The sequence below is a fragment of the Nocardioides sp. CCNWLW239 genome (assembly GCF_037137035.1).
In the GTDB taxonomy this organism is placed as follows: Bacteria; Actinomycetota; Actinomycetes; order Propionibacteriales; family Nocardioidaceae; genus Nocardioides.
In genome coordinates this window covers 444,774-465,510 of the sequence record NZ_JBBBNW010000001.1, presented here as the reverse complement: position 1 = coordinate 465,510, position 20,737 = coordinate 444,774, and the positions used below count along the sequence as shown (strand labels likewise).

Here is a 20,737-nt window from a genome sequence, read left to right as displayed (position 1 = left end):
GCCCACACGGTATCCATCAGGACAGTGACGTCTGACAGGGAGACAACATGGCCCGGATCAGCATGCGCGTCGACGGTATGAAGGTCACCGACGACGTCGAACCGCGGACGCTGCTCGTGCAGTATCTGCGCGAAGGACTCGGCAAGACCGGCACGGTGATCGGTTGCGACACCAGCAACTGCGGTGCCTGCACGGTCCATCTCGACGGCGACTCGGTGAAGTCGTGCAACGTGCTCGCGGTCCAGGCCGACGGGTGCGAGGTGACCACGATCGAGGGCCTCGCCGACACCGTCGACAGCGATCTGCATCCCGTCCAGGAGGCGTTCCGTGAGTGTCACGGCCTCCAGTGCGGCTTCTGTACGCCGGGCATGATCATGCAGTCCGTCGACCTGCTCAAGCGCAACCCGCAGCCGTCCGAGGACGAGATCCGTGAGGGCATCGAGGGCAACCTGTGCCGCTGCACGGGCTACCACAACATCGTCCGCGCGGTTCAGCAGGCCAGCCAGGCCGGCCAGGCCAGCCAGGGATCGGAGGTGAACGCGCTGTGACCGCCGTCGACGCTCGTCCGGAGCAGGCCACCGAGATCGGCCGCGACCGGCGCCGCAAGGAGGACGCCCGCCTCATCACGGGGCGGACCCGCTGGACCGACAACATCAACCTGCCCGGGATGCTGCACCTGGCGATGGTGCGCAGCCCGTTCGCCCACGCCAGGATCACCGGCATCGACACCAGCGCGGCGGAGGACGCCGAGGGTGTCGTGACCGTGCTGGCCGCCAAGGACTTCGACGAGACCCTGGGTGTCTGCATCAACGCGTGGCCGATCACTCCCGACCAGAAGGCTCCGGCGCATCCGCCGATCGCCAACGACCGGGTCACCTTCGCCGGCGAGATCGTGGCGGTCGTGGCCGCCCGCTCCGCAGCCGCAGCACGCGATGCCGCCGAGATGGTCGAGGTCGACTACGAGGAGCTTCCCGCCGTCGTCTCCCTCGAGGAGGCGGTCAAGGACGAGGTGCTCGCGCACCCCGACCTCGGCACCAACAAGTCCGCGCTGTGGGTCTTCGACAGCGCCCAGGCCGGCACCGGCGGCAACGTCGACGAGGCCATCGCCTCGGCCCGCGACGACGGCATCGTGATCGAACGGACCTACCGCCAGCAGCGGCTGATCCCGGCGTTCATGGAGCCGCGCAGCGTCGTGTGCGACCCGACCGGTGAGCAGATCACGGTGTGGAGCGCCACCCAGATCCCGCACATCCTGCGGTTCGCGTTCGCCGCGACCACGGGTGTGCCCGAGTCGAAGATCCGGGTGATCGCCCCCGACGTCGGCGGCGGTTTCGGCGGCAAGCTCCAGCAGACGCCGGAGGAGATGCTCGTCTTCTCGATCGCCCGCCGGCTCGGCAAGCCGGTGAAATACACCGAGACCCGCTCCGAGTCGCTGCTCTCCGCCCACCACGGCCGCGACCAGATCCAGAAGCTGACCCTCTCGGCCACGAAGGACGGCCAGGTCACCGGCCTGAAGGTCGAGCTCGACGCCAACCTGGGAGCGTACGTCGCCATCGTCGGCGGCGGTGTCCCGGTGCTCGGCGCGTTCATGTTCAACGCGATCTACAAGTTCCCGGCCTACCAGTTCAACTGCCAGACGGTCTTCACCAACACCACCTGGACCGACGCCTACCGCGGCGCGGGGCGGCCGGAGGCGACGTACGCCATCGAGCGGCTGATGGACGAGCTGGCCGCCGAGGTGGGGGTCGACCCGCTCGAGATCCGGGAGAAGAACTGGATCACGCACGAGGAGTTCCCGTTCACGACCGTCGCGGGCCTGACCTACGACAGCGGCAACTACGAGGCCGCGACCGCCAAGGCGAAGGAGATGTTCGGCTACGACGAGCTCCGTCGTGAGCAGGCCGAGCGCCGGGCGAACAACGACCCGGTCCAGCTCGGCATCGGCGTCTCGACCTTCACCGAGATGTGCGGCCTGGCCCCGTCCCGGGTGCTCGGCAGCCTCGACTACGGTGCCGGCGGCTGGGAGCACGCCCAGGTTCGGCTCACGCCGACCGGCAAGGTCGAGGTCATCACCGGCGCCAGCGCGCACGGTCAGGGGCACGAGACCGCGTTCAGCCAGATCGTGGCGGACCGGCTCGGCGTACCTTTCGAGGACGTCGAGGTGCTCCACGGCGACACCCAGATCGCGGCCAAGGGCTACGACACCTACGGCTCCCGGTCGCTGGTCGTGGGCGGTGAAGCGCTGGTGCGGGCTGCCGACAAGGTGCTCGAGAAGGCGAAGCCGATCGCGGCCCACCTGCTCGAGGCGAGCGTCGACGACCTGGAGTTCACCGGCGGCAGGTGGACGGTGCGAGGCACCGATCAGGGCATGTCGATCGGCGAGCTGTCCACGGCGGTCTTCGCGGCCCACAACCTGCCCGACGGGGTCGAGGCCAACCTCGACTCCGAGGCCACCTTCGACCCGGAGAACTTCAACTTCCCGCACGGCACCCACCTGTGCGCGATGGAGGTCGACACCGAGACCGGGCAGGTGAAGATGCGGAAGTACGTCTGCTGCGACGACATCGGCAACATCATCAACCCGCTCATCGTCGCCGGTCAGGTGCACGGCGGACTGGTCCAGGGCATCGCGCAGGCGCTGTGGGAGGACGCGGTCTACGACGACGCCGGGACGCTCGTCTCGGGGAGCTTCGTGGACTACCTGCTGCCGACGGCCGCCGACACGATCAGCTTCGACATCGACCACACCACCTCGCCCGCGACCACCAACACGCTCGGCACCAAGGGTGTCGGCGAGGCCGGCACGATCGCCTCCACCCCGGCGGTGGTCAACGCCGTCGTCGACGCGCTGCGCCCGCTGGGCGTGCACGACGTCACCATGCCCTGCACGCCCGAACGCGTGTGGCGGGCGATCAACGAGGGGTCGGCCGGTGGCGAGACCACCGGTGCGGCCGCAGCACACTTCGATCCGTCGACGGGCATGTCCGGGAACGTCGACCGCACGGAAGGAGACGTCCAGTGATTCCCGCATCGTTCGACTACGTCGCCCCGACCACGGTCGAGGAAGCCCTGGCCGCGCTCGCGCAGTACGGCGACGAGGCCAAGATCATCGCCGGCGGGCAGAGCCTGCTGCCGGTGCTGAGGATGCGCCTCAACGCTCCCGAGTGGGTCATCGACCTCGGTCGGATCGACTCCCTCAAGGGCGTCCGCGACGAGGGGGACTCGATCCTCATCGGCGCGATGACGCGCCACTGCGACGTCGCGACCGATCCTCTGGTCGCCGAGCACGCGGCCCTGGTCGCGCGTGCCACGGCGACGGTCGCCGACGAGCAGGTGCGCCACCGCGGCACCTTCGGTGGCGCGCTCGCCCACGCCGACCCGGCGGGCGACCTCGGAGCCCCGGCGCTCGCCCTGGGTGCCGAGTTCGTCATCGCCGGGCCGGCCGGCGAGCGGGTCGTCCCGGGCGCGGAGTTCTTCCAGGGGCTCTTCGAGACGGCCGTCTCCGAGGACGAGCTGCTCACCGGCGTACGCATCCCGAAGCACACCGGATGGACGGCCCACTACGAGAAGTTCGTCCGGGTCGCCCACCAGTGGCCGATCTGCGCGGTCGGGGCCACCCTCAAGGTCTCCGGCGGCGTGATCGAGGGCGCGGCGATCGGTCTCACCAACATGGGCGCGACCCCGCTGCGTGCCAGCGGTGTCGAGCAGGCGCTGGTCGGGCAGCAGGCCACCGAGGAGGTCGTACACAGCGCCGCGGCCCTGGCCGCCGACGGCGTCGAGCCGCCCTCCGACCTCAACGGCGACGCCGACTACCGGCGCCACCTGGTCACGGTGCTCACCCGGCGGGCCATCACCCAGGCGCTCGGGGGCTGAGGCGTGGATCTGACGCACCAGTTCACGGTTCCGAGCTCGGTCGAGGAGACCTGGGACAGCTTCCTGGACATCGGCTCGCTCGCCGAGTGCTTCCCGGGAGCCCAGGTCACCTCGGCCGAGGGCGACACCTTCACCGGCACGGTGAAGGTCAAGCTCGGTCCGATCGCCATGGTCTACGCCGGCTCGGGCACCTTCGTCGAGAAGGACGAGGCCGCCCGACGCCTGGTCGTCGAGGCGAAGGGGCGCGACAAGCGGGGCAACGGCACCGCCGGCGCCAACGCCACGCTGACGATGGCACCCGAGGGCACCGGCACGAAGGTCGAGATCGTCACCGACCTCGCCGTCACCGGCAAGCCCGCGCAGTTCGGTCGCGGGGTCATGCAGGACGTCTCCGACAAGCTCCTCGGCCAGTTCGTCGCCTGCCTGGAGCAGAAGTCCGCTCCCGCCCCCGCCCCCGAGCCGCCGGCAGCCGAGCAGTCCTCGGAGGGCGAGCCACCGGGAGAGGTCTCCCAGCCTCCGACACCTGCACCGGGGGCCGGCGCGTCCGCACCGAAGGCTCCGTCGCACGCGGCCTCCCCACAGCCCGAGGCCCTCGACCTGGGAGCGACGGTCGTGCCGGTGCTGATCAAGAACTACGGCAAGAAGATCGCCGTCGGGGTGGCCGTCGTCGCGGTGGCAGTGATCGCCTACAAGGTCCTGCGAGGCTGAGACCGGGCCGTCCGGGCCGACCACCGCGCCGAACCCGTCGCGCAAACCGGATACCGCCCGCGCAACGTGGATAGCGGTGTGCCCGCCGACCTCTCTAGCGTTTCCTCCACGCAGACCCCCGCTGCGAGAGGAAACGAAGTGAAGATCGCGGTCATCGGTGCCGGGTTCGCAGGCATTGCCTCGGCCAAGGTGCTCACTGAGCTCGGTCATGACGTCACCGTCTACGAGAAGGCGCCGGACGTCGGCGGCGTCTGGAGCCGGACTCGTCGTTACCCGGGCCTGACGACGCAGAACAACAAGGACTCCTACACGCTCTCGGATCTGCGGATGCCGAAGGTGTTCCCGGAGTGGCTCAGCGGCAAGCAGGTGCAGACCTATCTCGAGATGTACGTCGAGAAGTTCGAGCTCGCGCCGATGATCAGGCTCGATACCGAGGTGCTGAGTGCCCAGCCGGCTGGAGGGGGCGGCTGGGCCCTTACCTCGAGAGCGACGACCGGTGACGAGACCACCGAGCACTACGACCACCTGACCGTGGCCAGCGGTGTCTTCTCGGAGCCGTTCGCCCCTGCGTACGACGGAGTCGACGACCTCGAGGCCGCCGGTGGGAGCATCCTCGCGGCGAGCGAGCTGCACGACCTGGAGGCCGTCAAGGGCAAGGACGTCGTGGTCGTCGGCTACGGCAAGTCGGCCTGTGACGTCGCTGTCGAGATCGCCAAGGAGGCGGCCTCGACCACCGTGGTCGCGCGCCAGCTGCTGTGGAAGATGCCCCGCAAGATCAAGGGCGTGCTCAACTACAAGGTGCTGCTGCTGACCCGGATGGGGGAGGGGCTGTTCCCCTACCAGACGGTGCGGGGGCCGGAGAAGGTCCTGCACGCGGGCGGCTCGAAGATGGCCAGCTCGATGGTCGGCAGCGTCGAGTCGGTCACGAGCGGCCAGCTCAAGCTGAAGAAGCTCGGGCTGCTGCCCAAGGGCCAGTTCACCGACATCGCCCGATCGACCGTCTCGCTGGCGACCGAGGGCTTCTTCGAGGGCGTCGAGGCCGGCGACATCGTCGTCGAGCGCGACACCGAGATCGCCGCCTTCGTGGTCAAGGACGGCAAGCCGTACGCCGAGCTGACCAACGGCCGCGCGCTACCTGCCGACGTCGTGGTGACCGCGACCGGGTTCAAGCAGGAGCTGCCGTTCTTCTCCGCGGAGATCCAGGACCAGCTCACCGACGACAACGGTGACTACGAGCTCTATCGCCAGATCCTGCCGCTGTCCGTGAAGGACCTGACCTTCGCCGGCTACAACTCCTCGTTCTTCTCGCCCCTCTCGGCCGAGATGAGTGCCGTCTGGATCGGCTCCTACCTGGGTGGCGGCCACCAGGTCCCGCCGGTGGAGGAGATGGCGGACCACGTGGCGAACCGGCTCGCCTGGATGCGCGAGCGTACCGACGGCCATCACGCCCGCGGCACCAACATCATCCCGTTCTCGATGCACAACATCGACGAGGTCCTCGGCGACGTCGGCCTCGACGTCAGCAAGCGCACCAAGGCAGCGCAGTGGCTGCTGCCGATCAACCCGAAGGCGTACGCCTCCGTCACTCCCAGGCTCGTGGAGAAGCTGGCAGCGAGGAGCTAGTACGGCGCGAGATGCCGGTGTTCATGGGTGGGACCGGCATCTCGTCTCGGGCTGCGCCGGGACCTTAGACCGGGATTGCGTCGTGTTCGCGTTCACGCCGCGCGGGCTCCGCTACGCTCTTCGGTCAATCGAGCCACGGTCCAGGAGCCTCCATTGCCCCGTCCTCTGCTGAGCCGCCACACCGTTGTCGCCACCACCGACGTGGACCAGGCCCGAGAGGCCGTCGCCGAGCGATTCTGTGCTCACTATCTGGCGCTCACCAAGGCCGGCTCCCACCTCGACATGGTGCACAACGCCGCGCCGCTGGGCGAGGACGTGATGCTCAACTACATGCGCTACGGCGACGAGGTGCGGATCACCCCGGGGACCTTCGACGACTTCTACCTGATCCAGCTGCCGATCGCCGGCAGTGCCAAGGTCAAGGTGGGGGAGCAGGTCGTCCTCGCCGACCGCACCCGCGCCTCGATCGGCTCGCCGACCGAGCCGGTCGACATGCTCTGGTCCGACGGCTGCGAGAAGCTCCAGGTCTACATCCGGCGCAGCGCCGTCGAAGAGGCAGCGGCAGGCATCGGCGGCGCCGGCCCCGTGGTCTTCGACCCGACGCTCGATCTCGGTCGGCCCGAGGTGCGTGACTGGTTGAAGATGGTGCGGCTCGCCTACGACAACGTCGAGGCCGGTGGCTCACTGATGAGCTCGCCGCTGGTCGCCGCGCCCTACGAGCAGGCACTCATCGGAGGACTGCTCACCGTGCAGGCCAACACTTCCCTGGAGATCGCCTCCGCGTCCGTCTCGCCCAGCGTCTCCCGCGCCGTACGCATGGCGGTGGACCTCCTCGAGGCCCACCCCGACCGCCCCTGGAAGGTCGCCGACCTAGCGACGAAGGTCGGCGTCTCCACCCGTACGCTGCAGGAGGCCTTCCAACGCGACCTCGGCACCACCCCGTTGGAATACTGGCGGCGTACGCGGCTGGATCGTGCCTACGCCGACCTGCTCGCCGCAGACGCAGCCGCGACGTCGGTCACCGAGATCGCCGCCCGCTGGGGGTTCTTCCACCTCGGCCGGTTCTCCCAGGCGTACCGGGCCCAGTTCCAGGAGCTCCCGTCCCAGACCCTCATGCGCTGACCCTCACCACTGGGGTTCATCGCTGAACCCGCCGTAGTCGTCGAGGTCGGCGTCGTCGCGGCGGTATTTCTCGCCGTCGCCGTTGCGCTGGTCGAGCTTGTCTTCTTTCTTGTCACCGTTCGGTGGCGGCTCGGGCGGGTCGTCCTGGTTGTCGGGCTTGATCGGCGTCTTCGGGGTCAGCTTCTCCTTCAGCCGCTCCTCGACGGACTCGCCCTGCTGGGACTGCTCGGGGCCCTGGCCGGCATTGGTGGGGCAGTCGCCCTCCTTCAGCGTGGCCAGCGCCTCCTCGTAGGCGGCCTTCGCGCCGGGCTGGTCGCCGGCGTCGCGGGCGCGGTCGCCGATCGCCTCCTGGGTGAGCGAGAGGTTGATGCGTACGGTGCACTCGTGGTTCTCGGGGGCGCGCTCCAGCGCTTCGCCGTAGTAGGCGACCGCGCGGGCGTTCTCGCCGAGCAGGAAGGCGGCGTTGCCGGCGTCGAAATGGGCGATCCACGGCTGCAGGAAGTTGAACTCGCGGTTGGCCGAGTAGTGCTCCATGGCGGTCGCGGCGTCGCGTACGTCCCAGGCGTCGCGGCCGGCTCGGTCGTGGTGGCCCATCAGGATCACCTTCAGCAGGAAGGCCAGCCCGATCACCACCGGCAGGATCCCGGCCAGCAGCAATGCGCGTCGCACCTGCTCGCGAGGGGTGCGCTCGGGGCCCTGCGGCGCGACGGGATCGAGCGGTGTCTCGGTGAGGGTCATGCCAGCACCTCCTCGGCCTCGTGCCCGCGACGGCGATGGCCCCACAGTTCCCACAGCAAGAGTGCCAGCAGGGGGAAGCCGAAGATCCAGGCGCGCGACACCTCGCCTCCGGCGGAGGTCTTGTCGGTCAGCATCTCGGAGTCCCAGGTGGAGGCCTCGGTGGCGATCTCCTGAGGGTCCTTCGTGGTGCGGTGAAGGGTCTGCAGACCCATCTGACCTGCGATCTCGCGCAGGTTGGCCAGATCGATCCGCGACCGGGCGTCCTGGCCCTCGCCGTCCTTGAGGTAGCCGTCCTGGGGGCGTTCGTCGTCCCAGGGCATCCGGCCGCCCTCCTCGGTGCCGTAGCCGAGCACCAGGCCGCCCGCGGAGAGATCGTCGATCTCGCTGAACGACTGCTGGTCGACGCCCTCGCGGGTGTTCTCCCCGTCGGAGGCGAACACCACGATCCGGCGCCGCTCGGGGAAGCGCTCCTGGTCGCGCTCCAGCGTCTCGATCATCTCCTCGCGCGGAGCATCGACCATCGAGCCGGAGCCGTCGAAGGCACGCTCGGCATAGAGCCCGTCGACCCAGGCGTCGAAGGCGGTGGTGTCGTAGGTGAACGGCATCTCGGTGCGTACGACCTCGCCGCCGAACGTGATCGCCCCGAAGCGCACCGACGGCAGCGCTGCCGAGAGGGCCTTGAGGTCCCGCTTGAGCTGTGCCATCCGCGCTTCCCCGCCCGGTCCGTCCTCGGCGACCATCGACCGGGTCCGATCGACCACGACGAGGACGTCGAGGTCGGCCGTACGCATCTCCGCAGGCGCCGCGCCCCAGCTCGGTCGCACCAGGACGACGACGGTGAGCAGGACGATCAGCACACGGCGTACGACGGTGAGGATCTGCCATCCCAGAGCGCTCATACTGCCGCCTCCTCGGATGCTGACCGAGGCGATGTCCTGAGCTTGTCGAAGGGTACCTCGGCGTGGCCGCACTGCCTTCGTGGAACTCCGCGAGGGCAGTGACCGCTCACCGAGGTACCTCGGTCAACATGTCGCCGGGCCCTCACCGGACCGCCTCGCTCGACGGTCGAGCCTGGCGCGGAGATGGGGTCGCCGCTGGTGTCGACCGGGACGACGAGCCCGGCGACAGCCGTCCGGAGCGAACCAGGGCGTAGACCCAGCCGGCGATCAGCATGAGGACTCCGAGAACAATCAGGGCGATCGGCCAGCCGGGGGCGTCGCGTACCTGGTATTTCGGCGGCTCGACGACCTCGTCGGCGGAGAGCCGGTCGATGCCGGCCAGGATGGAGTCGATCGAGCCGTCGTCACCGAGGAGCGAGAAGGTGCCGCCGGTGTCGGTCATCGCCTTGTCGAAGGTGGCGCGCTTGTCCTCGTGGAAGCTGAGGTCGGCCGAGCCGATGCCGTAGAGCTGGACGTCGCGCTCCTTGGCGAACTCGGTGGCCTCGGGCAGCGTGTAGACCGGCGGGCCGCCCTGCGGGTCGTTGTCGGAGGCGACGATGACCGCCCGCCCGCGCTCGGAGTTGGACAGGTCGAAGCGCTTGACGCAGGAGACGATGCCGTCGCTGATCAAGGAGGCGCGCTCCTTGCCGAGATAGGTGCCGGCGACGTACTCCTGGTCGCCGAGGGCGAAGGCACGGCCGGCCCGAGCCAGCTCGTCCTGGACCCAGCCGTAGTCGTCGGTGAGGGGGAAGACGGTGACCGCGGCGTCGCTCCACAGCACCAGGCTCACCCGCTCGCCGTTGAGGCCGGAGACGAGCTGGGAGTAGGCCTGGGTGACCTGGGTGTCCTCGTCGAACATCGAGGTCGAGGCGTCCAGGCAGAGCACGATGTCGCGGGTGGAGTAGCGGTTCTGGGTGATGTCGGTCGTCTGCGGCCGGGCGATCAGCCAGATGCACCCGATGACCGCGAGCGCGATGCCCGCGGTCTGCCACCACGACAGCCACCGTTGCTGGGTGGCCAGCTCGCGGAACCGGGGAAGCCGCTTCAGACGCTCGGTGTGCGCCACGAGCACCGCGTCGGCAGGGCGGCGGTGCACCCGGGCGGCCATGACGACGATCGCGGCGACCGCGACGAGCGCGAGGACGAGCACGATCGCGCCGAGGACGGGCCACTTCAGGTCCATGTCGTCACCACCTGACGGGCCCGGTCGAGCGCCTCGGGGAATCGCTGCGCCGCTCGGCCCTCTTCCTCGGAGGCGAAGGCGGGCGGGTACATCACCTCGACCGCCATCGCCAGCGGACGGGTGCGGGGGTCGCTGCGTACGGTCGCCTTCAGGTCGGCGAGGACCATCTTGTCGGCAGGGATCTGGCTGACCTCGGCGACGTAGTCGCGCACGGTGCGGCTCAAGTGCTGGTGGCCGACCCTCGCCGGTACGTCGCCGCGGTGCACCGCCCGCTCGATCCGGTCGATCTCGGCCAGGTGCTCGGCGCGGAGGTCACGCGGCTCGGGGACCCACGGGGTCTCGACCTCGACCACCGGCGGGCGCTCGCGGGTCAGCAGGATGACCGCGAGATAGTAGAGCGCCACCGCGGCGAGCAGGGCGAGCGCGAGCACCAGCCACCAGCCCGAGTGGGCCAGCGGCTGCTGGAACTCCTCGGGGAGGCTACCGGCGCGCATGGCGGTGCCTCTCCAGGAGGTGGAAGACCGCGCCGATGGCGGAGGTGTCGTCGTGGACCCGCTGGTAGGCGATGCCCAGACGGTCCAGCGAGCCCCGCAGGCCGTGCTCCTCGGCGGCGGCCAGGTCGGCGTACTGGGCCTGGAGGACCGCGTCGCCCCGGAGCCAGCCCGGCAGGGTCGAGACCGTGTCGATGTCGACCGTCGGCGCGCCGCCGGCCACCGCGGTGGTGGGGTCGAGATCGTCGATGCCGGCGACCAGCACCTCGTGCTGGACCGTCAGGCGGCGCAGGACGGCCGCCATCTCGTCGCTGACCGCGTGCTCGTCGGTGACGACGAGCAGGATCGCTCGGCGGCGTACGTTGGTGGCGACGTGGCGAAGCACCGCGACGATGTCGGCCTCGGCGGCATCGGGCGTGATCGCGTCATGGGCCTGCCCCAGCGCCCGCTCGAGCGCGACCTCGGTGTCGGCGGACTTGGTGAGCTTCTGGGTCTCCGAGTCGCCGTAGGCGACCGCCACCTTGTCGCCGTGCCGGACGCCCAGCCAGCCGACCAGGCCGGCGGTGAAGATCGCCAGCTCGCGCTTGGTCGTGGTGCCGGTCGCCTGGGCCGCCATGCTCCGGCCGGTGGAGATCGCCAGCAGCACCAGGTGCTGCCGCTCGGCGGTGAACCGCTTGACCAGCAGGCTCCGGGACCGAGCCGTCGCCTTCCAGTCGATGTCCTTCACGTCGTCGCCGGGGACGTACTCCCGCAGGTCGTGGAAGTCCATGGAGCGCCCCGTCTGGAGGGACGCATACTCCCCGTCGAGCAGGCCGACCACCTTGCGGTGGGCATGGATCATCAGCCGCGTGCGGATCCGGGGAAGGTACGTCGCCATGTGCTCGGCTGGGGTCAGGGGCTCGGGACCGCGCGGACCAGCGCGTCGACCAGCATCTCGGGCTGGACCTTCTCGGCCAGCGCCTCGAAGCTGAGGTGCAGCCGGTGGCGCAGGATGCTGTGGCGCAGCTCGCGCACGTCCTCCGGGGTGACGTAGGAGCGGCCGAGCAGCAGTGCGGCCGCGCGGGAGGCCTGCAGGAACGCGATCGAGGCGCGCGGGGACGCGCCGATCTCGACGTAGGAGCCCGTCTCCGGCCCGAGCAGCTGACGGGCGTTGCGGGTGGCCTGGACGAGGGCCACGATGTAGCGCTTGATCGCCGGGTCGACGTAGACGCGCTTGGTCAGCTCCTGGAGCCAGACCACGTCGTCAGGGTCGGCGACCGGGCGCGTCTCCTCGTGGTCGGGGCCGAGCGTGCCGGCCTCGATGCGCTCGAGGACGACGAGCTCCTCGGCGTCGCTCGGGTAGTTGACGATCTCCTTGAGCAGGAACCGGTCCATCTGCGCGTGCGGGAGGACGTAGGTGCCCTCCTCCTCGATCGGGTTCTGGGTGGCGAGCACCATGAACGGGCGCGGCAGCGGATGGATCTGGCCGGCGATGCTGGTCTGGCGCTCCTGCATCGCCTCGAGCATGGCGCTCTGGGTCTTCGCGGAGCTCCGGTTGATCTCGTCGAGCAGCACGAAGTTGGCGTGCACCGGGCCGAGCTGGGTCTCGAACTCGTGGTTGCGCTGGTCGTAGACCTGGGTGCCGATGATGTCGCTCGGCAGCAGGTCGGGGGTGCACTGGATCCGGGAGAACTTGGCCTTGACCGTCTGCGACAGCGTCGAGGCGGCCAGCGTCTTCGCCAGCCCGGGGACGCTCTCGAGCAGGACGTGACCCTCGGAGAGGAGCGCGATCAGCAGCGCTGTCCGGAGTCGCTCCTGGCCGACCACGCGGCTGCTGAAGGCGGTGCTGACCCGCCCGACGATCTCCTTCGCCCTGGCGATCTCCTCGGCGGACGGCGGGGCGAGGGGTGTTGCGGTGGTGGTCAAGGCGGCTCCAGGAGGCGTGGCTGTCGGTCCCATCCTTTCCTACCAGCGTACGGAACGTATCTGGGACCCGCCTGAGAAGACGCTCGCGACCGCTCTCAGAAGACGTTGCGGGGGCGGAACTGGACCGAGATCCGGGGGCCGGCGGAGGAGACCTTGGGGATGGCGTGCTCCCAGGTGCGCTGGCAGGAGCCGCCCATGACGACGAGGTCGCCGTGGCCCATCTCGATACTCATCCCCTTGCCCCCGCCGTGCGGACGTAGTGCCAGGCGGCGGGGGTCGCCGACGGAGACGATCGCGACCATCGTGTCGGCGGTGCGGCCACGGCCGATCTTGTCGCCGTGCCAGGCGACCGAGTCGTTGCCGTTGCGGTAGTAGCAGCAGCCTGCGGTCACGAACGGCTCGCCGAGTTCGGGGAGGTAATGGGCGGTCAGGCGGCCGCGGGCCTCGGCGAGCCGGGGGTGGGGGAGCGGGTCGCCCTGCCCGTAGGTGTGCAGCAGCCGAGGGACGTCGACGACGCGGTCGTACATCTGCCGGCGTTCCTCGCGCCACGGGACGTCGTGGACCAAGGCCGCGAAGACGTCGTCGGGATCGGGCAGCCAGCCACGGGCGACGTCCACCCAGGCTCCGCGGTCCAGATGGATCCGCTCGTAGGTCGTCTCGGTGGTCTCGTCGTCGGTGGGGGCGAAGAGTGTTCCCTGGAAGTCCACTCCTGCACTCTACCTCGGAATCGAACACTTGTTCTAGTGATTGAGGTCGCTGGGTTTCGTTGCGTCCGGTCTGCCCCATCTCGCTGCCGAGTCACAACTTGACGAAACGGGGGACGGTGCCCAATGCGTGCACCTACGCTCTGCTCATGGTTGGGTCGGTCGAGGGTGAGCGGTCGCTCAAGCACGTCCAGATCCGGGAGTACGTCCGGGAGCTCGTCGTCGGTGAGAGCCCGGGTGCGTCCGCCCCTTCCGAACGTGAGCTGGTCCAGAAGTTCAACGTCGCCCGGGCCACCGTGCGGCAGGCGCTCGATGCGCTCGTCGCCGACGGCCTGCTGGTCCGGATCCCGGGCCGGGGGACCTTCGTGGCGCGACCGCCGCGGGCGGCGAGCCCGGTCCTCGGGTTCAGCGAAGAGATGGCCCGCCGGGGGATGCAGCCGTCCTCCGAGACGCTGCTGCTCCGCCGGGAGAAGGCCGGCCCCACCATCGCCGGCTCGCTGGACCTCGAAGAAGGTGCGGCCGTCATCCACTGGCGCCGCCTGCGCCGCGGCGACGGGGTGCCGATCTGCATCGAGGACGTCTACCTCGACGAGGCGATCATGCCCGACCTGCTCGAACGCACCACGCCGACCAGCCTCTACGCCGAGCTCGCCCGGCGCCGGCTGCGGCCGTCGTGGGTCGACGACACGTTCCGTGCCGACGTGGCCAACATCGAAGAGGCCACGCTGCTCGGCCTCTCAGTCGGCGTGCCCGTGCTCCGCAGGCAGCGGAAGTCGGTCGCCGGGGACCGCTACGTCGAGGTGTGCCGGTCTGTCTACCGCGCCGACCGCTACGCGCTGCACCTGCAGCTCGGTCCGTCCTGACCGACCTCCTTCCCGGAGGGATCAGAGGGCGCCGAGCGGTGCGACCACGTCGCCGCTCTCCTCGCAGACCCAGATCGGGTCGGGGCCTCCCAGGTCGGGAGTGATGTGCAGCGAGTGGGCCGGCGACTCGGGCGGACACGAGGTGCACAGCGGCCAGCGCGCGGAGGTCTCGCCGTCGAAGAGGATGTCCTGCACGTCCTGGGCGACCAGGCCGGCGACGTAGGCCTTGCCCTCCGGCCACTGCTCCACCCACCAGCCGCGCTCGGTCATCGCGTCCTCGAGCGCGGAGACGGCGGCCGCGCCGGCGAGTCCGCGGGCATCGAGGTCATGGAGCACCCTCGCCCGAGCCTCGAACAGCACTGTCGTGTTCATCACCGACCATTCTTGCCCACCGGTCAAGGAGCCGAGAAGTGATTCGGGCGTTCGCGAGTTGCGGAGCGATCGCCGACAGTCCAGCGCTGGAGCGCCCCTCGTCTGGACGCAGCGGAGGGAGGAGCGTAGCGACGAGCGGAGCGGAGGAAGACGAGGGTCAAGCGGAAGCGCTCGCGAATTGCGGAGCAATCGCCAACAATGCAGCGCTCGCGAGTTGCGGAGCGATCGCCGACAATGCAACCTGTGATCCTCATCGACCCGCCGAACGTCCCCAGCCGCGGACGGATGTGGTCGCATCTGGCCAGCGACACCTCCTACGAAGAGCTGCACGCCTTTGCGAGCCGGATGGGCATCCCGGCCCGCGGCTTCGACCGGGACCATTACGACGTACCCGCCGAGGCCTACGACCAGATGGTCGCCGCCGGCGCGGTCGAGGTCACCTCCCGGGTCCTCGTCTCCGCCCTCGTCTCCGCCGGCCTGCGCCGCCGCAAACCCCGCTGAGCCGTCACGCCGGTCGGCCGAGACGTCACGTCGGTCGACCGAGCGGTCACCCCGTGACTACTCGGCCGACGCGGGTGACGCTTCGGCCGACGTACCTGACGCCTCGGCGGGGGTGGCCATCCGGCGTGTGGTGAGCCAGACGGCCCCGGCGATCAGCAGGCCGAGGCCGCCACCCAGGACGAAGCCGCCCTGCCAGCCGATCAGGTCGATGGCGAACCCGGCGGTGGGGGCGCCGACGGCGCTGCCGAGGGTGATGAACGAGCCGTGCCAGCCCATGACCTCGCCGCGTACGGTCGAGGGGACGCTGCTGGTGATCGCCTCGAGGGCGGCGGTGAGGGTCGGTGCGCAGAAGAAGCCGCTGAGCAGGAGCAGCACGGTGAAGGAGATCGGGTCCCAGGCGAACGCGGTGAGCACCGTCGTCGCGCCCAGCAGCACGAGCATCACCGCGGTCGAGGGGTGGCTGTTGAGGGCGCCGTAGATGAGGGCGCCGAGCAGCGAGCCGAGCGCCCACATCGCCATCACGATCCCGAGCAGGGCGGTCCGGTCGAAGTCGCGCATCGCGGCCACGGTGCCGAGGTCCTCGGCGATGAGGATGAGCGAGGCGGTGAACGTGCCGATGAGGAGGAGCGTGACGCCCGGGTTGACCCACGACGGCAGCCCGAAGCGGCGGGCGGGGGTGGCGGTGTCGCTCGGGACGGCATCGCTCGGTACGGCAGGGTCGCCCTCGGTGATGCTCGGGTTGAACAGCCACAGCGCTACGGCGGCCACGATCCCGAGCCACTGGATCAGCAGCAAAGCCTCGGCGGTGCCGAAGTAGCTGGCGCCCAGCACGCCGATGACCGGACCGACCATGAAGCCGAGCTCGGTCATGATCGCGTCGGCGCTCAGAGCGGCGGTGCGCTGCCCGGGGCCGACCGAGCGGAGCATCACCTGCCGGACGATCGAGAAGGACGGGACGGTGAAGAGACCGGCGACCGCGACCAGCGCGAGCAGCGGAAGGTAGCCGACCCAGGGTGCGATCGACCAGGCGATGGGAAGGACGGCCAACGGCAGCAGGAGCGTACGCCGCAGGCCCATGCGGTCGAGGAGCCGACCGAGCCAGGGTGCCGAGATCGCCATCGCGATCGCGAGGACGGTCGAGACCAGGCCGGCCTCGGCGTAGGAGCGGTCCAGCGGGCCGACCACGTGCAGGGTCACGATGACGGAGGAGGCCGGCATCGGGATCCGGAGGAACAGACCCAGCACGAGAATGCGGCGAACGTCAGGAATCCGCCACAGGTCGGCGTACGTCTGGAAGCTCACCGAGAGATTCTGTCACCCCCGAGGGGTATCGACCGAATTGTTATTGATCAGGCGACAGGTATGTGGTGAGGGTCTCCAGCTCGGCCGTGACGTTCGCCCGTGCGGCGGCCTCCCAGCTGATCGCCGCGAACGGCGTCGAGAAGAGGGATTCCTTCTCCAGCAGCCGCTCCAGGACCTGGGCGCGGCCGATCCGGAACTCCTCGTCAGAGAGGTGCTGGTACTCCTCGCGGACGGTCGCGACGTACTCGGCGTAGCGCTCCGGCGGGGCCGCCAGAATCGCCAGGTCGGCATCGGAGAGCACTCGACCACCGTGGTCGTCGGGTGCGGGGTCGTGGGTCTCGGTCAACCGCACCAGTCGGGCGACCTCGGCCACCGTGTCCGCCTCCAGATAGGCGCTCAATGCCTCCTCGGCCCAGCTGGCCGAACGCTCCTCGGCATCCCGTTCCCCGTCGTAGACGGAGTCGTGGAAGAACGCCGCCAAGGTGACCGTCAGCGGGTCGAAACGCTCTCCCTCCTCCCGGAGCTCCTCGATCCGGTCCAGCACCTCGGAGAGGTGTCGGCTGTCGTGGTAGCGCCGGGTCGGCTCGTCGTACGCCGCCAGAAGCTCATCGAGAAGGTCGACGGCTTCGGGCAGCGGCCAATGTCGAGGGAGATCCATGGGCCAGAACGCTAAGGCATGTCGCTCACGCGTGGTAGGAACGCACCCACCGCGTGTGCGGGTTGCCCGCGATCTTCTCGAGCGTCGTCGGGGGTACGTCGGTCGCGTCGGTGACCACGAAGCCGGTCTCGCCGGCGGTGGCGAGGTATTGGCCGGTCACGTTGACCCCCTCGGATGCGAGCAGGTTGTTGAGCTCGGCGAGCACGCCCGGGACGCTGTCGTGGAGCAGCGCGAGGCGTGCGCCCTCACCCAGCGGCGGCGGCTGGACGGCGGGCAGGTTGACGCTCAGCGCGGTCGAGCCGGAGTGGACGAAGTCCCGCAGCTTGCCGGAGACGAACCAGCCGATCTCCTCCTGGGCCTCCTGCGTGGAGCCGCCCACGTGCGGAGTCAGGATGACGTTGTCGAGACCCTGCAGCGGGCTCTCGAAGGCATCGCCCTGGGCCTTGGGCTCGATCGGGAAGACGTCGAGCGCGGCGCCGGCGATGTGACCGGACTCGATGTGCTTGCGCAGGGCGTCGTTGTCGACCAGGAAGCCGCGGGCGGCGTTGATGAACAGCGAGCGCGGCTTCATCTTCGCGAACTGCTCCTCGCCGAACATGCCGAGGTTGCCGGGGCGCCCGTCGATGTGGATGGAGACCACGTCGGCCTCGGCCAGGAGCGCGTCGAGGGACTTCATCCGGCGCGCGTTGCCGTGAGCCAGCCGGTCGGCGATGTCGTAGAAGATGACGTAGAAGCCCAGCGCCTCGGCGACGTTGGACAGCTGGGTGCCGATGTTGCCGTAGCCGATGATGCCGAGGGTGCGGCCGCGGACCTCGTGGGAGCCCTTCGCGGACTTGTCCCAGATGCCGGCGTGCATCTTCTCGGTCTTCTCCGGCAGCCGTCGGGCCAGGGAGATGATGTAGCCGATGACCAGCTCCACGACCGAGCGGGTGTTGGAGTAGGGGGCGTTGAAGACGGCCACGCCGCGCTCGGCGGCTCCGGCCAGGTCGACCTGGTTGGTGCCGATGCAGAAGCAGCCGATCGCCTTGAGGTCGGGGGCTGCGTCCAGCACCCGCGGGGTGATGTGGGTGTTGGACCGGATGCCGAGCAGCGTCACACCCGGGAGGGCCGCCACCAGCTCGTCCTCGGAGAGCGACTTGCTGCGCAGCTCGACCTCGAATCCGGCCTTCTCGAGGTTCTCGACAGCGACGGGATGGATGTTCTCCAGGAGCAGCGCCTTCATGGCTCAAGGGTAGGCCGTCCGCGTACGTGCCCGGAATCGTCGCCGAAGGCCGGACAGTGCGAGCAGCGGGGCCTGAAACATCCGTCGCAGCCTTGAAATAGTCGTGCAATCCGCACGACGGAGCCCCGAAACCGATGACAGCCATCCTGATGGTCCCCACGAGCCGGTGACGGTGCCGGCGCCCAAGGAGGCGGTATGACCCTCATCGACACGTTCCGGACCGGCAGGAAGGGAACTCATCCGGTCGATGACGTACCGCCGCTGGCGCAGCTCGTGCCGCTCGGCCTCCAGCATGTGCTGGCGATGTACGCCGGCGCGGTGGCCGTGCCGCTGATCGTCGGTGGCGCCATGGTCGGTGCCGGTCAGCTCGAGCGGGGTGACATCGTCCACCTGATCATGGCCGACCTCCTGGTCGCCGGCATCGCGACGATCCTGCAGGCCGTGGGTGTCGGGCCCTTCGGCGTACGTCTCCCGCTGATGCAGGGCGTGACCTTCGCCGCCGTGGGGCCGATGATCTCGATCGGGACCGCGCACGGGATCACCGCGATCTATGGCTCGGTGATCGCCTCGGGCGTCTTCATGATCCTGGTCGCGCCGTTCTTCGGCAGGCTGATCAGGTTCTTCCCGCCGCTGGTGACCGGCACGATCATCCTCATCATCGGGGTCTCGCTGATGCGGGTCGCGGCCGGCTGGTTCGGCGGTGGCACCGCGCTCGGTCCCGACTTCGGGGCACCCAAGGCGATCGCGATGGCGTTCGGGACCCTGCTGATCGTGGTGCTGCTGGAACGGTTCGCACCGTTGGCGATCCGCCGGGTCTCGGTGCTGTGCGCGCTGGTCATCGGCACCCTGGTCGCCATCCCGCTTGGGATGACCGACTGGTCCGGTGTCGCTTCAGCGGACTGGGTCGGCGTGGTCACGCCGTTCCAGTTCGGGATGCCGACCTTCGAGATCTCCGCGGTGATCGCGATGATCATCGTCGCCATCGTCGTGATGACGGAGACCACCGGGGACATGATCGCGGTCGGCGAGATCGTGGATCGGCCGGTGACCCCGCGCGGCCTCGCCGACGGGCTTCGGGCCGACGGTGCCGGCACGCTCCTCGGTGGGATCATGAACACCTTCCCCTACACCGCTTTCGCGCAGAACGTGGGGCTCGTCGCGATCACCGGTGTGCGCTCCCGCCACGTCGCCACCTGTGCGGGCGTGATCCTCGTCGGTCTCGGCCTGGTGCCGAAGCTTGCCGCGGTCGTCGAGGGCGTACCTCAACCGGTGCTCGGCGGCGCCGGGATCGCGCTGTTCGGCATGGTGGCGGCGACGGGCATCCGCACCTTGTCGAAGGTGAGTCTCGACAACGCCAACATCCTCGTCGTCGCCATCTCGCTCGGTGTCGCGATGCTCACCGAGGCCAAATCCCGTACGCCGCCGACGGGACCAACGTCGTCCTCGACCTCTACGCACGCTTCCCCGACTGGTTCCAGACGATCTTCCACTCGGGGATCTCCGCCGGGGCGATCACCGCGATCGCGCTGAACCTGCTCCTCAACGGCAGGCGGGCACCGCGGGAGCAGCCCCAGGACCAGCCTCAGGACCAGTAGATGACGACCCTGTCGCCGATGTTCACCTGGTCGTAGAGCGAGGTGATGGCGGCATGGTCGCGCACGTTCACGCAGCCGTGGGAGGCGCCGTTGTAACCGTTGGCGGCGAAGTCAGGGGAGTAGTGGACCGCCTGACCACCGGAGAAGAACATCGCGAACGGCATCGGGGTCTTGTAGATCGAGGAGACGTGGTCGCGGCTCTTGGAGAACACCGAGAACTGGCCCTCGCGGGTGGGTAGCTCCTGCGAGCCGAACCGCACCTCGACGCTCTTCTGAACGGTGCCACCGATGACCCAGCGCAGCATCGAGGTGGACTTGTCGATGCACATCACCCGACCCGTCAGACAGCGCGGGTCGAGCTTGCCCTCCGGGACCGGAGGCGGGGCGTTGGTCAGCTCGGCCTCGGTCGGCTCGCGGGTCATCGCATACAACCGGTCGAGGGTGGTCTGGTCCACGAAGCCGGTGACCGCGATCCCGCGCTTGCCCTGGAAGCCGGTGACGGCCTCGGTGGTGACGTTGCCGTAGAACCCGGTCACGCCGGCGTTGAACCAGCCGATCTGCTTCAGGCGCGCCTGCAGGTCACGTACGTCGTCGCCGCTGTCGCCGTTGCCGAACAACCGCGGGCCGGAGGTCGGGGACGGCTTCGGCTTGGGCTTCGGCTTGGCGCTGGGGGTCGGTGTCGGGGCCGTGCTCGGTGAGGGGCTGGTGGAGGCCGCGGCCGGCGAGGCCGTCGTCTCGGGGGCGGGTGGAGTGGCCGGTGCGGCGGCCGGTTCCGTGGCGCATGCCGCGATCGTGGTCGTCAGCAGGGCGGCAAGCGCCGCTGCGATCATTCCCCGTGAGTTCATCTTCATCGCCTCGCTCCGGACCATGGCCCTTCAGGTTAAATCGGGCCGATGACCTACTGATGTCTGAACGGGGCTCCTCGGTTGCATTTCGGTC

Annotated in this window: 21 protein-coding genes; 9 read left to right on the top strand and 12 right to left on the bottom strand. The window is 69.4% G+C overall.

The genetic code is table 11. From position 1 onward, the window contains the following. The first annotated feature begins 47 nt into the window (after positions 1 to 47). The 6 genes from WBG06_RS02300 (at position 48) to WBG06_RS02275 (ending at position 7,326) form a co-directional block, all read left to right on the top strand. Entirely contained in the window at positions 48 to 548 is a 501-nt protein-coding gene (locus WBG06_RS02300; RefSeq protein ID WP_336734735.1) for a (2Fe-2S)-binding protein, read from the top strand. After that, positions 545 to 3,022 carry a xanthine dehydrogenase family protein molybdopterin-binding subunit gene (locus WBG06_RS02295; RefSeq protein ID WP_336734733.1) on the top strand — a complete coding sequence of 826 codons (2,478 nt, stop codon included), beginning with the start codon at positions 545 to 547 and terminating at the stop codon, positions 3,020 to 3,022. The genes WBG06_RS02300 and WBG06_RS02295 overlap by 4 nt, the downstream gene beginning before the upstream one ends. Next, the gene (locus WBG06_RS02290) at positions 3,019 to 3,873 is read left to right on the top strand and encodes an FAD binding domain-containing protein (RefSeq protein ID WP_336734731.1); all 855 of its coding nucleotides are present in this window, start codon (positions 3,019 to 3,021) and stop codon (positions 3,871 to 3,873) included. The genes WBG06_RS02295 and WBG06_RS02290 overlap by 4 nt, the downstream gene beginning before the upstream one ends. Positions 3,874 to 3,876: 3 nt before the next feature. After that, positions 3,877 to 4,581, top strand: a complete 705-nt coding sequence (locus WBG06_RS02285) for an SRPBCC family protein (RefSeq protein WP_336734729.1) — start codon at positions 3,877 to 3,879, stop codon at positions 4,579 to 4,581. 138 nt (positions 4,582 to 4,719) lie between these two features. Beyond that, positions 4,720 to 6,204: a flavin-containing monooxygenase gene (locus WBG06_RS02280; RefSeq protein WP_336734727.1), complete on the top strand. Its 1,485-nt coding sequence runs from the start codon at positions 4,720 to 4,722 to the stop codon at positions 6,202 to 6,204. A gap of 153 nt (positions 6,205 to 6,357) precedes the next feature. Next, a complete protein-coding gene (locus WBG06_RS02275) occupies positions 6,358 to 7,326 on the top strand; it encodes an AraC family transcriptional regulator (RefSeq protein WP_336734725.1) in 969 nt (322 codons plus the stop codon). A 3-nt stretch (positions 7,327 to 7,329) separates the two neighbouring features. Here WBG06_RS02275 and WBG06_RS02270 read toward each other — a convergent pair whose 3' ends face one another. From WBG06_RS02270 to WBG06_RS02240, 7 genes are all read right to left on the bottom strand, one after another. Continuing rightward, complete coding sequence (locus WBG06_RS02270; protein ID WP_336734722.1) at positions 7,330 to 8,064, bottom strand: tetratricopeptide repeat protein; 735 nt, start codon at positions 8,062 to 8,064, stop codon at positions 7,330 to 7,332. Next, positions 8,061 to 8,963 (bottom strand): vWA domain-containing protein, encoded by a 903-nt coding sequence (locus WBG06_RS02265; protein ID WP_336734720.1) that lies wholly within the window; start codon positions 8,961 to 8,963, stop codon positions 8,061 to 8,063. Before WBG06_RS02265 ends, WBG06_RS02270 begins: the two co-directional genes overlap by 4 nt. Before the next feature lie 142 nt (positions 8,964 to 9,105). After that, positions 9,106 to 10,185 carry a VWA domain-containing protein gene (locus WBG06_RS02260; RefSeq protein ID WP_336734718.1) on the bottom strand — a complete coding sequence of 360 codons (1,080 nt, stop codon included), beginning with the start codon at positions 10,183 to 10,185 and terminating at the stop codon, positions 9,106 to 9,108. After that, complete coding sequence (locus WBG06_RS02255) at positions 10,176 to 10,679, bottom strand: hypothetical protein (RefSeq protein WP_336734716.1); 504 nt, start codon at positions 10,677 to 10,679, stop codon at positions 10,176 to 10,178. Before WBG06_RS02255 ends, WBG06_RS02260 begins: the two co-directional genes overlap by 10 nt. Further along, a complete protein-coding gene (locus tag WBG06_RS02250; protein WP_336734714.1) occupies positions 10,666 to 11,553 on the bottom strand; it encodes a DUF58 domain-containing protein in 888 nt (295 codons plus the stop codon). The genes WBG06_RS02255 and WBG06_RS02250 overlap by 14 nt, the downstream gene beginning before the upstream one ends. Before the next feature lie 14 nt (positions 11,554 to 11,567). After that, entirely contained in the window at positions 11,568 to 12,581 is a 1,014-nt protein-coding gene (locus tag WBG06_RS02245) for an AAA family ATPase (RefSeq protein ID WP_336734712.1), read from the bottom strand. A gap of 95 nt (positions 12,582 to 12,676) precedes the next feature. Beyond that, positions 12,677 to 13,288, bottom strand: coding sequence for an alpha-ketoglutarate-dependent dioxygenase AlkB (locus WBG06_RS02240; RefSeq protein ID WP_336734711.1), 612 nt, complete (start codon positions 13,286 to 13,288; stop codon positions 12,677 to 12,679). Positions 13,289 to 13,434: 146 nt separating this feature from the next. Here WBG06_RS02240 and WBG06_RS02235 point away from each other — a divergent pair, with 146 nt between their 5' ends. Then, positions 13,435 to 14,148: a GntR family transcriptional regulator gene (locus WBG06_RS02235; protein ID WP_336734709.1), complete on the top strand. Its 714-nt coding sequence runs from the start codon at positions 13,435 to 13,437 to the stop codon at positions 14,146 to 14,148. 21 nt (positions 14,149 to 14,169) lie between these two features. Here the strand turns inward: WBG06_RS02235 and WBG06_RS02230 are convergent, their stop codons facing one another. After that, on the bottom strand, positions 14,170 to 14,520 hold the full coding sequence (locus WBG06_RS02230) for a hypothetical protein (RefSeq protein WP_336734707.1): 351 nt from the start codon (positions 14,518 to 14,520) through the stop codon (positions 14,170 to 14,172). A gap of 234 nt (positions 14,521 to 14,754) precedes the next feature. Between WBG06_RS02230 and WBG06_RS02225 the strand changes: the two genes are divergently transcribed. Further along, complete coding sequence (locus WBG06_RS02225; RefSeq protein WP_336734705.1) at positions 14,755 to 15,021, top strand: DUF4031 domain-containing protein; 267 nt, start codon at positions 14,755 to 14,757, stop codon at positions 15,019 to 15,021. A 57-nt stretch (positions 15,022 to 15,078) separates the two neighbouring features. Here WBG06_RS02225 and WBG06_RS02220 read toward each other — a convergent pair whose 3' ends face one another. From WBG06_RS02220 to serA, 3 genes are read right to left on the bottom strand one after another with little or no spacing between them, the layout of a single operon-like run. Further along, a complete protein-coding gene (locus tag WBG06_RS02220; RefSeq protein WP_336734703.1) occupies positions 15,079 to 16,323 on the bottom strand; it encodes an MFS transporter in 1,245 nt (414 codons plus the stop codon). Positions 16,324 to 16,363: 40 nt separating this feature from the next. Further along, positions 16,364 to 16,981, bottom strand: coding sequence for an HD domain-containing protein (locus WBG06_RS02215; protein ID WP_336734701.1), 618 nt, complete (start codon positions 16,979 to 16,981; stop codon positions 16,364 to 16,366). 25 nt (positions 16,982 to 17,006) lie between these two features. Then, complete coding sequence (gene serA, locus WBG06_RS02210; protein WP_336734700.1) at positions 17,007 to 18,203, bottom strand: phosphoglycerate dehydrogenase; 1,197 nt, start codon at positions 18,201 to 18,203, stop codon at positions 17,007 to 17,009. 195 nt (positions 18,204 to 18,398) lie between these two features. Here serA and WBG06_RS02205 point away from each other — a divergent pair, with 195 nt between their 5' ends. Beyond that, entirely contained in the window at positions 18,399 to 19,733 is a 1,335-nt protein-coding gene (locus WBG06_RS02205) for a nucleobase:cation symporter-2 family protein (protein WP_336734698.1), read from the top strand. Between the two features lie 52 nt (positions 19,734 to 19,785). Here the strand turns inward: WBG06_RS02205 and WBG06_RS02200 are convergent, their stop codons facing one another. After that, positions 19,786 to 20,643 carry a L,D-transpeptidase family protein gene (locus tag WBG06_RS02200; RefSeq protein ID WP_336734696.1) on the bottom strand — a complete coding sequence of 286 codons (858 nt, stop codon included), beginning with the start codon at positions 20,641 to 20,643 and terminating at the stop codon, positions 19,786 to 19,788. Positions 20,644 to 20,737 lie beyond the last annotated feature (94 nt).

Excerpts from the sequence above, each read along its gene's own strand:
- WBG06_RS02200 (WP_336734696.1), bottom strand. The coding sequence starts at position 20,643 with ATGAACTCACGGGGAATGATCGCAGCGGCGCTTGCCGCCCTGCTGACG.
- WBG06_RS02215 (WP_336734701.1), bottom strand. The coding sequence starts at position 16,981 with ATGGATCTCCCTCGACATTGGCCGCTGCCCGAAGCCGTCGACCTTCTC.
- WBG06_RS02225 (WP_336734705.1), top strand. The coding sequence starts at position 14,755 with ATGCAACCTGTGATCCTCATCGACCCGCCGAACGTCCCCAGCCGCGGA.
- WBG06_RS02235 (WP_336734709.1), top strand. The coding sequence starts at position 13,435 with ATGGTTGGGTCGGTCGAGGGTGAGCGGTCGCTCAAGCACGTCCAGATC.
- serA (WP_336734700.1), bottom strand. The coding sequence starts at position 18,203 with ATGAAGGCGCTGCTCCTGGAGAACATCCATCCCGTCGCTGTCGAGAAC.
- WBG06_RS02260 (WP_336734718.1), bottom strand. The coding sequence starts at position 10,185 with ATGGACCTGAAGTGGCCCGTCCTCGGCGCGATCGTGCTCGTCCTCGCG.
- WBG06_RS02250 (WP_336734714.1), bottom strand. The coding sequence starts at position 11,553 with ATGGCGACGTACCTTCCCCGGATCCGCACGCGGCTGATGATCCATGCC.
- WBG06_RS02300 (WP_336734735.1), top strand. The coding sequence starts at position 48 with ATGGCCCGGATCAGCATGCGCGTCGACGGTATGAAGGTCACCGACGAC.
- WBG06_RS02270 (WP_336734722.1), bottom strand. The coding sequence starts at position 8,064 with ATGACCCTCACCGAGACACCGCTCGATCCCGTCGCGCCGCAGGGCCCC.
- WBG06_RS02265 (WP_336734720.1), bottom strand. The coding sequence starts at position 8,963 with ATGAGCGCTCTGGGATGGCAGATCCTCACCGTCGTACGCCGTGTGCTG.
- WBG06_RS02230 (WP_336734707.1), bottom strand. The coding sequence starts at position 14,520 with ATGAACACGACAGTGCTGTTCGAGGCTCGGGCGAGGGTGCTCCATGAC.
- WBG06_RS02255 (WP_336734716.1), bottom strand. The coding sequence starts at position 10,679 with ATGCGCGCCGGTAGCCTCCCCGAGGAGTTCCAGCAGCCGCTGGCCCAC.
- WBG06_RS02205 (WP_336734698.1), top strand. The coding sequence starts at position 18,399 with ATGACCCTCATCGACACGTTCCGGACCGGCAGGAAGGGAACTCATCCG.